A 14506-nucleotide genomic window follows, 5' to 3' on the forward strand; every position below is an offset into this window, starting at 1 on the left:
AGTTAGCGATCGCACTATTTTCTTCTCCCTTAGATCCGTTAACCTTGGTGCTACCAGAGTTAACAACTGCTAGCGGTTGATCTTGAGATTCTTTGGGAGTAGTTTTTCCTAAATTATCCTGAATTTGGGACAGGTCTGGTGATTTATCAGTTTTAGAATTTCTCTTCTGGCTGATCGATGGTCTTGCTTTAACTTTTGAGGATTTATTTCTCGATATAATCAGCTTACCTGGAGCCTTTAGTAAGTGCAGGTATCGCTTAAAGAGGGTCCAAATAGACTTTTCTGACTTCACAGGAATCTTGCTGTTGAATCCTTCGGGTAACTGATGTCTATTATATTTAAGATTAGCAACCGGTAATTCTGCCTGATTTCCGGAGTTGGAGGTTGAGGCAGAGAAATTTTGGGAGTGGTCAGATCCATCTGGATTGCCCCATAAATCATTATCGGTTAACCAAGGCTCCAATTCATCTGATTTAGACCCAGATGGTGTTGAGGTGGATGATCTTAATGAGGGGGAAAGTGGAGGGGAATTATCTCCTGATAGCTGATGGGCTTCTGGGTATAAATTATCCCTGTTTCCTCCTGGTAAAACCTCTCCAGAACCAGAAGCAATTTCAGATTGGTCTGAGGAACTACTCAAACTAAAATTAGATGCTTTTCTACCAAAGAAATAGTCAATCGCAGCATAGATTAAGCTTAAAATTTTAAGTCGGTTAGTGTCAGACCCAACCGTTACCTCCTCTGAGCTATCACCCTTAATAAATGGTTTTTGTAGGGCTTGCCTCAGCTTAACCACCACTTCAGACCCTGGTAATAATTGGTGTGATTCCAGTTCTAGCAATTTGTTATCCAGGAAAGTTAATAGGTCTTGAATTGGGCTAGAAGGTGATAGCTGGAATGGTTTGGGTTTAGGTTGTCGGTGATTAGAGGTGGCTGATTTACCCTTGGAAACAGCTCGAATGATCCTCGATTCCCCGAAAAGATTAATTGCGATCGCTACAGGACTAGTTTGCACCCAGGCCATTAATCGCCAGAATAGCCTGATGGGTGGCAAAATAGGGGGGTGATCTAAGGTAGCAAGGGAAGGGGATGCTTTTTTGCCATCTAACGAGTGGGCTAAACGCCATTTACGCATTAAGTCAGCCACCTCCCAGCTAATTCTGGATGCTAGTTTTTGCTGCTGCTGGGGTGTCAATATATCCAGAATTTGGTTTTGCACTGTCACCAGCACTAGACCCCGGTTGTCCAATAAACAAGCTACTCCCTGAATCAGCATATGCTCATTAGTCGGGGCTTGAGCTGGGGTTTGATTTGGAGTTGCCCATTCTCCTGCGGTTACAGCTTGCCCATTATTTAGGCTGACAGGTTGCCCGTTATTTAGGGATGTTCCCCTTTGCCGTTCGATTAGGATAGGTTGCCCGTTATTTAGGGTAACAGCTTGCCCATTAGACGGTCTTAGGTTGTCTAGACCAAGTTGAAGGTTAAAGCTGCCAAGGTTCAACTCTTGTAAGACTCGCTGAATTGCTGTATCTGCTTCTGGCGGTGTTTCCTGGGTCTGGGCGTGGCTAAATGTCCTTAATTGGGGCAATCCAGCTTTTACTGAAGAGGAGATTTGACGCCCAGCCGATAAACTAGCTTGCACTAGCAGGTAAACCGGATAAAGTAAAATTTGTCCTCCCCATACCGCTGCAACCTTTAAATGCCGTGTTGTACGTTCAATTTGGTCAACAAACCGTTGAGATTGTCGATTGATAAAGTTAAACAATCTACTGCGATAGGGACCTTTGGCAGGGGAAGACATGATGGTTATTGCTTGGGTGAGGGATTAGCTATAGCGATTTGTATCTCGATTGTGAACACACTTATTGCAGGAAAAGGCAAAAGGCAACAGGCAACAGGCAACAGGCAACAGGGGCAAGAGCTCCTCAATTTTATTGTCCAATAAAAAAAGAGCTTTTAGGTTTACATCTCAAATACAAACGCGCTTATCAGCCTGATCGACATTTAAGCTGCATCTATACCAGGAACTGGTTATTGGTTGACAGTTGACGGCTAGCGCTCATAGCACTACCCATTAAGCTGTTTGACATTGATACAAGCTCAAAAGCTGTTGTAGTCAACTTTTAGGTGCGACCCGTGGCGAATTTAATTCTTCATGGGTCAAGGGCACCTTTGCCTCTAGCATGCATGCCTCTTGCCTTGCGCGTAGCGCTATAACTTTCAATAAACCACCAATAACAAATTAATCATAGTCGGTGCCATTGATTTTAGGGAAAATTTGACTAATCTTATTCCAATTACTTAAACCCAATGGATCAGATTAGGATTATTGATGGAATTAATCATGCGATCGCAAAACTCCGTGCTTTAACTCAAACAAATGTTCAGCAGGGTTGGCGATACTGTAATGAAGATATTCCTTACCCTGTGGCCACTCAACCAGAGTGCTGGGAGAATTGGTCAATAGCCCAACGTAATGACAAGGATTACATTACTTGGTCTGCTGGCAGACAAGTGATCTGGTTAACTCAACGATTCCTAGTACCCCAGGATTTGCAGCGCTATCCTTTAGCGGGCTTAGGATTACGTTTGGTATTGACGTGGTGGGCAGAATCGGCTGAGATTTTTGTCAACGGTCAGCTGGTACAAGAAGGGGATTTGTTTGATTCCTCCACACGGATGCTGCTAACTTCAACAGTCGTGCCAGGGGAAGAGTTTGCCGTAGCCCTAAGGTTGGTTAGTCCTGGTCATGATATCGGGGGATTAATGCGATCGCAAATCCTCTACGAAGCCACCAATCATGATATCGATCCAGGCTTTGTAGCTGATGAATTGGCTGTCTTACAAAAGTATAGCGCTAACTTTGAACCCGAAAAATTAGCGACTCTAGCTAAGGCTGTGGCTGAGATTAATTGGGATATGGTTTCACAGCCGACAGAATTTATGCGATCGCTTACCCGATTGCGCCAACAACTCAGTACAATTGAGAATTCAAACTTCAGAATTCAAAATAGTCAAAACTCTATCCAAATGCTAGGTCATGCTCACCTTGATCTAGCTTGGTTATGGCCAGTGAGCGAGACCTGGGACGTAGCTGTGCGTACCTTTGAATCAGTATTAAAGCTACAGCAAGAATTTCCAGATTTCACCTTTTGCCATACCACACCTGCCCTTTATGCCTGGATAGAGCAGCATCGCCCTGACTTATTTAAAGCGATTAAACAACAAGTGGCTGCTGGTCGCTGGGAAATTGTGGGGGGGATGTGGGTAGAACCGGAATTAAATTTAATTGATGGTGAATCAATTGTCCGACAAATCCTCTATGGTCAACGTTACGTCCAGAAAACCTTCGGTCAGTTAACCACAGTGGCATGGGTAACCGATAGTTTTGGCTTCTGTTGGCAACTACCTCAATTGCTCAAACAGGGTGGAATTGACTACTTCGTGACCCAGAAGCTGCACTGGAACGATAGCACCAAATTTCCCTATGGTGCTTTCTGGTGGCAGTCTCCCGATGGCAGTCAAATCTTCAGCCTAATGTCTCCCCCTAACGTTGCTGGTGTTATGGATACAAATCCCATTACTATGGCAAGCTATGCCATTGATTGGGAAATTCAAACTTCACTCAAGGAGGCATTTTGGTTACCTGGTGTGGGAGATCATGGCGGTGGTCCCACCAGGGATATGTTACAAGTAGCAAGACGTTGGCAACAATCCCCATTCTTCCCAAAGCTGGAATTTACCACGGCCAGTGAGTATTTGTTGTTCGCGAAGCGTGGCCTTTTGGCCAAGGTTAGCAGGTTGAAGGTTGCAAGTTGTGTTGAGAACCTTAGTGTCGGAAGTGTCGGAAGTGTGGGGAGAGAAGAAAGCAGAACAGAGCAGAGGGGAGGGGGGAAAGGCCAAAGCCAAACCACTAAAGAGATTCCGGTCTGGAATGATGAACTATATCTAGAATTCCATCGGGGTTGCTATACCACTCACGCTGACCAAAAGCGCTATCTACGTCGTTGTGAGGGATTGTTGTACCAAGCAGAACTGTTTGCAGCCCTAAAAACCATTGCGACAGGACAAGCGTATCCTAAGACTGAACTAGAGGAAGCCTGGAAAAAGGTGTTATTTAATCAGTTCCACGATATATTACCAGGAACATCGATTCCGGAAGTCTTTGTAGACGCTAATCAGGCTTGGCAGGAAGTAGAGGAGGTGACGGGAGATATATTGGAGGAATCCTTAAATGCGATCGCATCCAAGATCACCCTGCCACCACCACCAAAACCCAATGCTCAAGCGATTATTGTCTTTAATCCTCTCAATTGGCAGCGTTCAGAAGTAATTGCGATTTCTTTAGCTGTTTCGTTACCTGTTTCTATACCGGTCGAGTCAATCGAATGGGAAGTGTATGACTGTTTTGGGGAAAAGATAGTCTCTCAAGTTAGCCACGATCAAGCCCAAGATATCCCAAACCATGACAATAACAATGAAAATCTCTCCTATTCTCAAATAGAATTGCTGTTTCTAGCCAGTAATATTCCTTCGGTAGGATATCGTGTTTTTTGGTTGTGCAGCAATGATGTGGAGTTGACCATAGAGCTATCTCCCGATTCCCGATTCCCGATTCCCGATTCCCTCCTGGGAGGGGTTAGGGCGTGTTTTCAAAGTTTTCCGCAAGATTTAGATCCCCCCCAGCCCCCCTTAATAAGGGGGGAGCCAAACTCAAAGTCCCCCGAGCGAGCAATCCCTCGCTCGGGGGATTTAGCCCCCCAGCCCCCCTTAATAAGGGGGGAGCCAAACTCAAAGTCCCCCTTTTTTAAGGGGGATTTAGGGGGATCTCCGAGTTTGAAGACATGCCCTAGGGGTGGGTACCGATTCCCGATTCCCAATTCCCGATTCCCGATTCCCGATTCCCGATTCCCGATTCCCGATTCCCGATTCCCGATTGAAGATTTAGTCTTAGAGAATCAATACCTACGAGTAGTGGTAGACCCAGAAACTGGAGATTTGAGTAGTGTCTTCGATCAGGTTAATCAGCGGGAAGTGCTTAGTGGTCCTGGAAATCAGCTACAAGCTTTCGAGGATAGTGGTCAATATTGGGATGCATGGAATATAGACCCAAATTATGCTGACCATCCTTTGCCGAGCACTGAGCTGATCGGGATCGAGTGGGTTGAAACAGGAGTATTGAGTCAGCGTTTGCGAGTGGTGCGTCGGCTGATGCGATCGCAATTTTGTCAGGACTATATCCTCTGTGCTGAATCTCCAGTCCTCAAAATTGCCACTACCGTAGACTGGCAGGAACGCCATGTATTAGTCAAAGCTGCTTTTCCATTAGCCATTGATGCGGATTATGTGTCCTATGAGATGCCTTGTGGGGTAATTCCACGTTCTACTAGACCCCAAACCCCTGCTGAACAAGCTAAATGGGAAGTACCTGCTCTGCGTTGGGCAGACTTGAGTGATCAAACCTATGGTGTCAGTTTGCTGAATGATTGCAAATACGGTTATGATGCCCAGGCGTCCCAATTACGTCTAACATTGCTTCGCTCTCCGACGTGGCCCGATCCTGAAGCTGATCAAGGCATCCACCAATTCACCTATGCTCTTTATCCTCATCAAGGCAATTGGCGTTTTGCAGATACAATTCACCTAGCATACCAGCTTAACTTACCATTTCTAAGTTTACTTTGGTCTCCCCCCAATAGTTCTGTTGTCAGTAATAATGTCAGTAATAATAGTCAACCTTCTTTACCATCAACCGGACAACTATTAAATTTGTCAGCCAAGACTTTAATTTTGATGGCACTTAAACAATCCGAAGATATCCCTGATCAATGGATTCTCAGGTGTTATGAATCTCATGGGGAGTCAGCAAATTTATCCTTAGTAAGTGATTTGGGATTAAAAGTAGTTCACCCAGTTGATTTATTGGAAAGACCCGTTAGTTTATCAGAACCATCACCGGATGGAAAAGTAGTTCAGATAGAGCCTTGGAAAATAAGTAGTTTTGCAGTTAGATTAATAACCTAGAAGGGAGTCGGGAGTCGGGAATCGGGAATCGGGAGTCGGGAGTCCGGAGGTAAGCTATCAGCTATCAGCGTGTCGCGTATCAGCTATCAGTTATCAGCTAAAGGCTGAGGGCTGAGGGCTGAGGGCTGAGGGCTGAGGGCTGACCACTGACCGCTGAATGCTTACCTATTTTCTAATCTGCACTGGCATAATCAAATAGGTCATCTTCAATCCCCCTAGAGGCATAAAAATCACAGGACTATTAGCTTCATTCATCTGCATTTTAATCTCAGAGGTAGAAAGGGCTTTTAAGCCATCAATTAAGTACTTAACATTAAAAGCAATTTCCAAACTATCACCCGATATTTCTACTTCCATTGACTCCCGACCACTACCCAAATCTTTTGCCTCTACCGAGAGGTGAAGCCGCTGGTTAACACTATCGATATTAAACTTGACAATATTATTTTTCTGATCAGCCAACACTGCAATCCGTTCTACTGCACTCAGTAATTGACGGCGATCGAGAATGAGCTGACGCTCAAAGTGTTTGGGAAGCAGCTGATGATAGGAAGGGTACTGTCCTTCCAGAGTTCGGCTTGTTAAAAGCTGTTCTCCTCCTTGACAAACAATCTGACCAGGTTCAAACTGAATCGCAATAATATCTTGAGCTTCAGCCTTAGATACTATCCGCTCCAACTCCCTTAACGCTCTAGCTGGTAAAGTAAATTCTAGGGGGAAATCATGATCATCCAATTCTTGGGTAGCTTCAGTCGTTGCACTTTCCTCTATTGTGCGATTAGTTTCCACAACTGCTAGTCGGTGACCATCGGTAGCAGCAAATTCCAATTTGTCCGACTGTACAGTAAGGTGAACCCCCGTCAACACTTGCTTAGTTTCATCAGAACTGGTGGCAAATAAAGAACCCTGCAATCCAGCCTTTAAGACTTCTACAGGAATATGAACCGCAACGGATGTGTTAACTTCCGGCAGTTCGGGGAATTCCTCAGAACTCATGCCTCGAACCTGATAACGTCCGGTAGCCGAGGTTAAGGTCACAATCAGGCTATCACTGTCTGTTCCTGTCCCATCATCCTCTAGAGTAATTTCCCCTGAAGGTAGACGGGAGACAATATCATTGAGCAGTTTGGCTGGCAGCGTAATTTCCCCTCCTGTCTCAACGTCAGCATTAAAGCTAGTCTGGATACCCACGCTCAGGTCGAAAGCAGTTAGTAGCACCCGCTGATTTTTTTGGTCTGCTTCTAACAAAACATTACCCAGCACAGGATGAGTAGGGCGAGAAGGGACTACCCGACTCACTAGTGAAAGGTTTGTATTGAGGTCACTTTGACTGCAAACCAGTTTCATGATTGGTTTTCTAATGGGGCTTGCTTTAGCAAAAAACTATAGTACTCGATTACTAATCTTTCTACAAAACCACCTCAAAAACCTAAGTATTCAGTGGTCAGTAGTCAGCGGTCAGTGGTCAGTGGTCAGCGGTCAGTGGTCAGCGGTCAGTGGTCAGCGGTCAGCGGTCAGCGGTCAGCGGTCAGCCTTTAGCTGATAGCTGATAGCTGATAACTGATACCTGATAGCTGATAGCTAATGACTGATAGCTGATAACTGATAGCTGATAACTGATAGCTGATAACTGATAGCTGATAACTGATAACTGATAGCTGATAGCTGATAGCTGATAACTGATAGCTGAATACTAATTGGGCTAGTAATCCATTTGTGGAAAAAGTTGTGGAAAAATTCGGTGATTTTTCCACAGAGCATTTATACTCAGAAGCCAGAGATTCCAGCAGTAGACTCGATCATAACATCAAGCTCAAGGGGTTAATTAATAAACTTTAATTAATAAACTTTAGTTAATATAGTGTTTTCTAGGCTAATCAGGTACAGAGTATTTTTTCCCTGTTCCCTATTCCCTATTCCCTATTCCCTATTCCCTATTCCCTATTCCCTAAAAGCCAGGACAAAATTACCTCAAACGTCGCTGATAATTGCTATAAACACGCTTTATTTTTGGTTTTGACTCCTGGCTGTCAGATTTATGCGATCGCTTAACTGAGAAAGTTTCTGAGCTAACTCATCATCTTTTTCCCGCAGCTGAGCAATTTTATCGCAACTGTACATGACTGTAGTGTGGTCTTTGCCACCAAATTCTTCCCCAATTCGGGGTAGGCTCAATTCTGTATGCTGCCTCATCAGATACATTCCAATTTGCCTAGCCCAACTAATTTCTCGCCTCCGAGAGCTACTTTTTAAGTCTTCCACTGAAAGATTAAAAGTATCAGATATAGTACTTAAAATCACTTCAGGAGAAGCTTGAATCTTCTTGGTCGGTGGGTTCAAAATCGGTGCAATATTTTCCACATTCATCGCTAACCCCGCAATCGATATATAAGTCACAGCTCTAGTTAAAGCTCCCTCTAATTCTCTAATGTTAGAGGTGTAGCTAGCAGCAATGTACTCAACCACGTCGTGGGGTAGACGTATATTTTCGTCCTCTGCCTTTTTTTGCAAAATAGCCATCCTAGTTTCCAAATCCGGTGGCTGAATATCAGCGATTAGCCCCATAGAAAAGCGAGAACAAAGGCGTTCTTCCAAGCTATTAATCTGATTAGGAGGACGGTCTGATGCCAAGACAATTTGTTTACCAGCTTCGTGCAACGTATTGAAGGTGTGGAAAAACTCTTCCTGAGTATATTCCTTACCTTCAATAAACTGAATATCGTCTACCAAAAGTACCTCTGCTGTCCGATAATGTTCTCGGAAGCTCTGGATACTATCCTCACGAATAGCAGAAATTAAATCATTAGTGAACTGCTCAGTAGAAACATAAAAAATTTTAGAGTCAGGGTTATTATCCAAGCGGTAATGACCAATTGCCTGCATCAAATGAGTTTTGCCTAAACCAACACCACCACAAAGAAACAGAGGGTTAAACTCCCGTCCTGGATACTCCCCTACCGCCAGAGATGCAGCATGAGCCATGCGATTATTAGGACCAACCACAAAGCGAGAGAAAACATGCTTAGGATTTAACTTAGCCCGTCTTGGCTGGTTTTTAAAGGTATTTTCGTAATGATTAGTCGCTACGGGAAATGACCAGGAAAAGTCAGCATCAGCAGTCATTGAGTTATTGTCTCCTGTAGCCGTTGTGAAGTTAATTTCCACCGGTTGACCTAAAATATCTTCCACGACATCAGCAATTGTTTTAACGTAATACTTCTGCAACCAATTTCTGGAAAAGGGATTGGGAGTCCGAATCAGCAAGCAATTATTGTCTAGCTGTTGAGCGCTAGTTGTCTTGAGCCAAGTTTCAAAGGTGGGCTGACTCAGTTGTAGTTTGAGACGTTCTAATACCTGAATCCATAGTTCTTCTGGGGAAATTTTCACCGTTTTTATTCTACCGTAGTCAATTGTTTTTAAGCTAGATGTGATCAGCCACAGCCCAGACCAAGGGAATAAAAATACCTTTTCCTATATCCCACCACCCAAAACTGTTTACCAATTTTTAATATATAAAGGTACTGTTTGAGCATTTGATCGAATAAGCTTGACTGATATAGACGTTTGGCTTTTACTATGGTTAGTGAAACACTACAAATTGCTCAGTTAGGCAACCCGATTTTACGCCAGCACAGTCAGGGAGTACATAACTTGCTGGATGAACGCCTTCAACAACTGATTGATCAGCTCATAGCAACTGCTACAGCAGCCAATGGCGTTGGCATTGCAGCACCCCAAGTATCTCAATCCTATCGTTTGTTTATCGTAGCGTCTCGTCCGAATTTGAGGTATCCCCACGCACCCTTGATGGAACCAACGGCTATGATTAATCCTTCCATGATTAGTCACGACACTGACATGGTTAAGGACTGGGAGGGCTGTCTGAGTATTCCCGGAATTCGAGGTTTAGTACCCAGGTATAGTCGAATTGAGGTGGAGTATACTAATCGGTATGGTCAGTATCAGCGGCAACAATTAACAGACTTTGTAGCCAGGATATTTCAGCATGAATATGACCATCTTGAGGGCATTGTATTTTTAGACCGAGTGGAGAGTACCCAAGAGATGATGACTGAGGAGGAATATCAGAAGCAGATTATTGCTAACTTATAGCAGTTGTCAAATCCTTTACTCACTAATTTTAAAATCGCTACAATCTATTGATACTGGACAGTGCGAAGTTCTGTGGTCGGTTGAGTGGTTGAATTACCCCTAAGAAAAGAACACCCCGATCGCGCCTAGGGACGAGAATGTTCCAAACTGGCTGAATCAGAAAAACTCAGCCAGTTTGATTATGGCTCTATATCGTCGAGTCGAGCAAATCTTAGTTGAACTGCGCCCTATGTTTGCAGGTTTTGCCACCTTCGAGTGGTTTGTGTTGCTGCTATGGGGAGTGATCTGATTAGAAAACCTAACACTGAAAACTCCGTCACAAAGCGAGGGGAGATGAAAGTGACTAGCGACTAAAGTCGCCTAGTTTACACTTTTATAGCGCCAGAGTATACTGGAGATATGAGTACAGGCTGAAAAACCGTTCGCGTAGCGTGGCCTTTGGCCTTGGCGCAACCGGAACAGAGATCCGCCACTGCATGACCTTAAAGTAGTAATGCTCGGAGGGCAGGGAAAATCCTCCTTAAAAACCCAATCGTTAATTAACCGTTAACGTGTGAACCCAGAAGAATCACATTTTGAGAAAAAAAACGGTACGGTGGGGCACACCGGAACCAGGTGAACAGGAAGGAAACGGACTTTTTAAGGCACTTCCCTACAAGTAGCCAAACGTCTAAGGAGAATCGCCCTCTGGGTCTGTCGTAAATTGACTGAGAACTTGGTCTTGACGGGTTTTTGGTTAAGCACTGTCCTATTTTTAACGGCGTTAAAGATAGGAATACGGCGGTTTAAGGCGGCTCGTTGATCTAGGAATCCCCGCTCTTTCAAGACGGGGAGTGTCAAACACCCTGTTCATTGTAGAAATCGATAATTAGGACACTAGTAATTCTTATGCTATAATTGGAATATTTATCACATGGATGTGTCCTTAAAACCTGTAGAGTGGGTTGGCAGTTCCTTGGAAGATTTGAAAAAATTTCCCTCAGAAGTTCAGCAAGTGATGGGTTATGCCTTGTACTTAGCTCAATGTGGAGACAAACATCCCGCTGCTAAACCCCTCAAAGGATTCAAAGGTGCTGGTGTACTCGAAGTTATTGACAACTTTGATGGAGACACTTATCGGGGTGTATACACCGTAAAACTCCAAGGTGTAGTGTATGTTCTGCATACATTTCAAAAGAAATCAAAGCAAGGTATCGCCACACCCAAGCAAGAGCTGGAATTAATTGAAGCCAGGTTAAAAAGAGCCAGAGAACATTACTCACAACATTACACTCACGAGTAGAGGTAGTAATTATGGTCAAAGAAATTGAAGTACAAGCTAGTAGTGGTAATGTGTTTGCCGATTTAGGTTTAGAAAACTCTGACGAATTAATCGTTAAAGCAGAACTGGCTCGTAAGATTAGTAGTATTATTGCCAACCAGGGTATGACACAAGCTGCGGCGGCAAAGGTTTTAGGAGTAGATCAGCCTAAAGTGTCCGCACTTATCAATGGTAAGTTGGCGGGTTTTTCAATTGTGCGGCTGTTTCGCTTCTTAAACGCTTTGGGTCAAGATGTGGAAATTGTGGTCAAAACCAAACCATTATCTCACCCTGTGGCTCGAACACTAGTGTCGTGAACTAGCTGATGCTGAAGTAGAGTTATTCAGATAGTTGTCCTAATAAAGATGTACGTAACTATCTCAGCTATCAGCCTTTGACCTTGGCTGATAGCTGAGATAGTTAACTGTACTACATCCGCTCCAGTACCTGAATTCCGAGTAAATACAATCCCAGTTTCAGAGTTCTAGCAGTCAAATCACATAGCAGCAGACGGGATGTCCGCTTGGGTTCTTCGGCTTTCAGTACAGGGCATTGGTCATAGAATTGATTAAACTTCTGGCTCAGTTCAAACAAGTACTGACAAAGACGATTCGGCATCAATTCTTTCTCAACTTCACCAAGGACCTCACTCAGTTGCAATAACTTCTTCCCTAGCACCAATTCTGCGTCTTCTTGCAACAAAATTTTGGCATCGGTTCCCAGTTGCTCAAAATCAATCTCCCCTTTGCGGCTAATTCCCTGAATGCGGACATAGGCATAAAGCATATATGGTGCCGTATTGCCCTGGAGTGCCAACATCTTATCAAAGCTGAATATATAGTTGCTGGTACGATTTTGACTAAGGTCAGCATACTTAACTGCACTCATGCCTACGACTTTGGCAACATGCTCTTTAAATTCCTCAGTTTCCTCCCGACCTTCTTGCTTCAGTCTCGATTCTAAATCAGCACCAGATCGTGCGATCGCTTCATCCAACAAATCCCGCAACCGCACTGTTTCCCCAGACCGCGTTTTCAGCTTTTTGCCATCTTCCCCCAGAACCAAACCAAAAGGAACATGAACGACTTCAACATTTTCTGGAAGAATACCAGTCCGCCGAGCCACCTGAAATACCTGCGCAAAATGATTTGCTTGTCCGGAATCAGTAACATATATAATCCTTTGAGCCTGGTCTTGCTCAGTCCGGTAGCGCAGTGCAGCTAAGTCAGTGGTGGCATAGTTATAGCCCCCATCAGATTTTTGCACAATCAACGGCAGAGGCTCACCATCTTTATTTGTAAACCCCTCAAGGAAAACACATTTCGCTCCCGAGTCTTCCACTAACAAGCCAGACTTGTCTAAATAGTCCACCACCTCTGGCAGCAAGGTATTGTAAAACGATTCCCCCCTTTCGGTGAGCTGAATATCCAGCAAATCGTAGATAATCTGAAACTCCCGCCGAGATTGGTCACACAGTAGTTGCCAAGCACGGCGGCTATCGGCTGCACCAGATTGGAGTTTAACAACTTCGAGTCTAGATGCTTCCCGAAATTCCTCATCTGCATCAAACCGTTGTTTAGCTTGCCGATAAAGGGTAACTAAATCTCCCAAATCCAGGGCATCAGCTGTAGTCAAAGCACTTGGGTAAGCTTCCCTAAGATAAGTGATCAACATCCCAAATTGGGTTCCCCAATCTCCCACATGATTCAAGCGCAGTACATTTTGACCCCGAAATTCTAAGATCCGGGCAATCGAATCCCCAATAATCGTTGAACGTAGATGTCCCACATGCATCTCTTTAGCAATATTGGGAGAAGAAAAATCAACAATGACCTGTCGAGGGGCTGGAGCGACTGCTACTCCTAGACGTGGGTCAGTGTGAATCTCCCTTAGCCGTTCTTCCAAGTAAGCAGGTTTTAAGCTCAAATTAATGAAGCCTGGACCAGCAATAGTCGGGCTCTGACATATCTCAGCCACATCTATATACTGCAACAAAGATTCTGCGATCGCTCTTGGCGGCTGTTTCAAACGTTTGCTCAAAGCCAAGGCCACATTAGACTGATAGTCACCAAATTTGGGATTGCTGGCAGGTACCATCATTGGATCTACCCCTGCCACGTCAGAACCGAAGGCAGCAGTTAAGGCTTGAGTGAATTGAAGTCTAAGTTGTTCAACAATGGATTTCATGGTGCCAGTGCAAAGGGCTCTTCACTAATCTTGCCTCTGAATGGTAACAGCCACTACTTACGGATTAATCCTAGACCTAACCGGACAATTACTATAACTCCAGGTGAATTTCCCGTTTCACTGGGAAGCATCGGAGTAGTTATCCCAAACTGCACTTAAGGGATCCAGCGCTGCCCTGGTTTCCCCCACTTGCGCTTTGCATCAAGACAACGACCAACCGACACGCCCCTGTTGAGGTATGTATCTAAATCTACAAATAGTTACTGAATAATTCTCCCAACTCCCGACTCCCGACTGTCTCGGTGCACTTACAGTCGTCGTATTAAATTCGCGACGGGTCGCACTGCTCCCGACCTAAATCTAAAGAAGCTACCCCTGTGACCTGAGAGCTTACCCCTCTTCCCTTGGTCAGAGCTCGTAAACGGATTCAAAAAAAAATTTTTTAATTCTAAAACCCTTGTCATGCCTAGGTTTCAAGAATTTATTCCCAACAAAGTTTCGGGTTTAGGTTGACAAACCCTTTTTTACCCTGTAAATTAGTAAATGGCGATGAGGAAAGCCAAGCGCACCGCACCGCCCCGAACCAAGAAAAATCTATAGTTTGAGAGCCAATATACGGTCGCTACTCGTCAAGAAATTTTCAAGTTAGTCTGACCTAATTATAGGACAGATTAGCTAAAACTAAAACCTAAAATTCCGAACTGGTTCGAAGTTAACTGTTTAAGTTGACTAAGGGTCAGGGAAAGAAAAAAAACTGAGTACCATGGAGAGTTTGATCCTGGCTCAGGATGAACGCTGGCGGTATGCTTAACACATGCAAGTCGAACGCCCCTTCGGGGGAGTGGCGGACGGGTGAGTAACGCGTGAGAATCTGCCTTCGGG

9 protein-coding genes, 1 rRNA gene and 1 pseudogene are annotated in these 14506 nt (G+C 44.4%); 6 read left to right on the forward strand and 5 right to left on the reverse strand.

All coding sequences use genetic code 11. From position 1 onward, the window contains the following. Window positions 1-1801 (reverse strand): annotated as a pseudogene (locus tag F6K37_RS16865) (hypothetical protein); the annotation flags it as partial. A 509-nt stretch (window positions 1802-2310) separates the two neighbouring features. On the opposite strand from F6K37_RS16865, the gene F6K37_RS16870 reads away from it, so the two are divergent. Continuing rightward, the gene (locus F6K37_RS16870) at window positions 2311-6024 is read left to right on the forward strand and encodes an alpha-mannosidase (RefSeq protein ID WP_287251290.1); all 3714 of its coding nucleotides are present in this window, start codon (window positions 2311-2313) and stop codon (window positions 6022-6024) included. 165 nt (window positions 6025-6189) lie between these two features. Here F6K37_RS16870 and dnaN read toward each other — a convergent pair whose 3' ends face one another. Next, the gene (gene dnaN / locus F6K37_RS16875) at window positions 6190-7371 is read right to left on the reverse strand and encodes a DNA polymerase III subunit beta (protein WP_008186326.1); all 1182 of its coding nucleotides are present in this window, start codon (window positions 7369-7371) and stop codon (window positions 6190-6192) included. Between dnaN and F6K37_RS16880 the strand changes: the two genes are divergently transcribed. Further along, window positions 7370-7567: a hypothetical protein gene (locus F6K37_RS16880; protein WP_287251292.1), complete on the forward strand. Its 198-nt coding sequence runs from the start codon at window positions 7370-7372 to the stop codon at window positions 7565-7567. The genes dnaN and F6K37_RS16880 overlap by 2 nt on opposite strands. Here F6K37_RS16880 and F6K37_RS16885 read toward each other — a convergent pair. Next, on the reverse strand, window positions 7560-7778 hold the full coding sequence (locus tag F6K37_RS16885) for a hypothetical protein (protein WP_287251293.1): 219 nt from the start codon (window positions 7776-7778) through the stop codon (window positions 7560-7562). The genes F6K37_RS16880 and F6K37_RS16885 overlap by 8 nt on opposite strands. A 250-nt stretch (window positions 7779-8028) precedes the next feature. Next, the gene (gene dnaA / locus F6K37_RS16890) at window positions 8029-9411 is read right to left on the reverse strand and encodes a chromosomal replication initiator protein DnaA (protein ID WP_287251295.1); all 1383 of its coding nucleotides are present in this window, start codon (window positions 9409-9411) and stop codon (window positions 8029-8031) included. Window positions 9412-9600: 189 nt separating this feature from the next. On the opposite strand from dnaA, the gene def reads away from it, so the two are divergent. The 3 genes from def to F6K37_RS16905 all read left to right on the forward strand — a co-directional run bounded on the left by def (window position 9601) and on the right by F6K37_RS16905 (window position 11754). Continuing rightward, entirely contained in the window at window positions 9601-10137 is a 537-nt protein-coding gene (def, locus tag F6K37_RS16895) for a peptide deformylase (protein WP_008186333.1), read from the forward strand. A gap of 913 nt (window positions 10138-11050) precedes the next feature. After that, window positions 11051-11419, forward strand: a complete 369-nt coding sequence (locus F6K37_RS16900; RefSeq protein WP_008186335.1) for a type II toxin-antitoxin system RelE/ParE family toxin — start codon at window positions 11051-11053, stop codon at window positions 11417-11419. Between the two features lie 11 nt (window positions 11420-11430). Then, a complete protein-coding gene (locus F6K37_RS16905) occupies window positions 11431-11754 on the forward strand; it encodes a helix-turn-helix domain-containing protein (RefSeq protein ID WP_008186337.1) in 324 nt (107 codons plus the stop codon). Window positions 11755-11866: 112 nt separating this feature from the next. Here the strand turns inward: F6K37_RS16905 and argS are convergent, their stop codons facing one another. Then, window positions 11867-13624 (reverse strand): arginine--tRNA ligase, encoded by a 1758-nt coding sequence (gene argS, locus F6K37_RS16910; protein WP_008186340.1) that lies wholly within the window; start codon window positions 13622-13624, stop codon window positions 11867-11869. Window positions 13625-14384: 760 nt separating this feature from the next. Between argS and F6K37_RS16915 the strand changes: the two genes are divergently transcribed. Then, window positions 14385-14506: ribosomal RNA gene (locus F6K37_RS16915) — 16S ribosomal RNA — on the forward strand; the annotation flags it as partial.

Origin of the sequence: Moorena sp. SIO4E2 (genome assembly GCF_010671945.1) — a bacterium.
Taxonomy (GTDB): Bacteria; Cyanobacteriota; Cyanobacteriia; order Cyanobacteriales; family Coleofasciculaceae; genus Moorena; species Moorena producens.

Bases quoted from the DNA above. Each gene is read 5' to 3' on its own strand.
- F6K37_RS16870 (WP_287251290.1), top strand. From the start codon at position 2,311: ATGGATCAGATTAGGATTATTGATGGAATTAATCATGCGATCGCAAAA.
- argS (WP_008186340.1), bottom strand. From the start codon at position 13,624: ATGAAATCCATTGTTGAACAACTTAGACTTCAATTCACTCAAGCCTTA.
- def (WP_008186333.1), top strand. From the start codon at position 9,601: ATGGTTAGTGAAACACTACAAATTGCTCAGTTAGGCAACCCGATTTTA.
- F6K37_RS16905 (WP_008186337.1), top strand. From the start codon at position 11,431: ATGGTCAAAGAAATTGAAGTACAAGCTAGTAGTGGTAATGTGTTTGCC.
- F6K37_RS16900 (WP_008186335.1), top strand. From the start codon at position 11,051: ATGGATGTGTCCTTAAAACCTGTAGAGTGGGTTGGCAGTTCCTTGGAA.
- F6K37_RS16880 (WP_287251292.1), top strand. From the start codon at position 7,370: ATGATTGGTTTTCTAATGGGGCTTGCTTTAGCAAAAAACTATAGTACT.
- dnaN (WP_008186326.1), bottom strand. From the start codon at position 7,371: ATGAAACTGGTTTGCAGTCAAAGTGACCTCAATACAAACCTTTCACTA.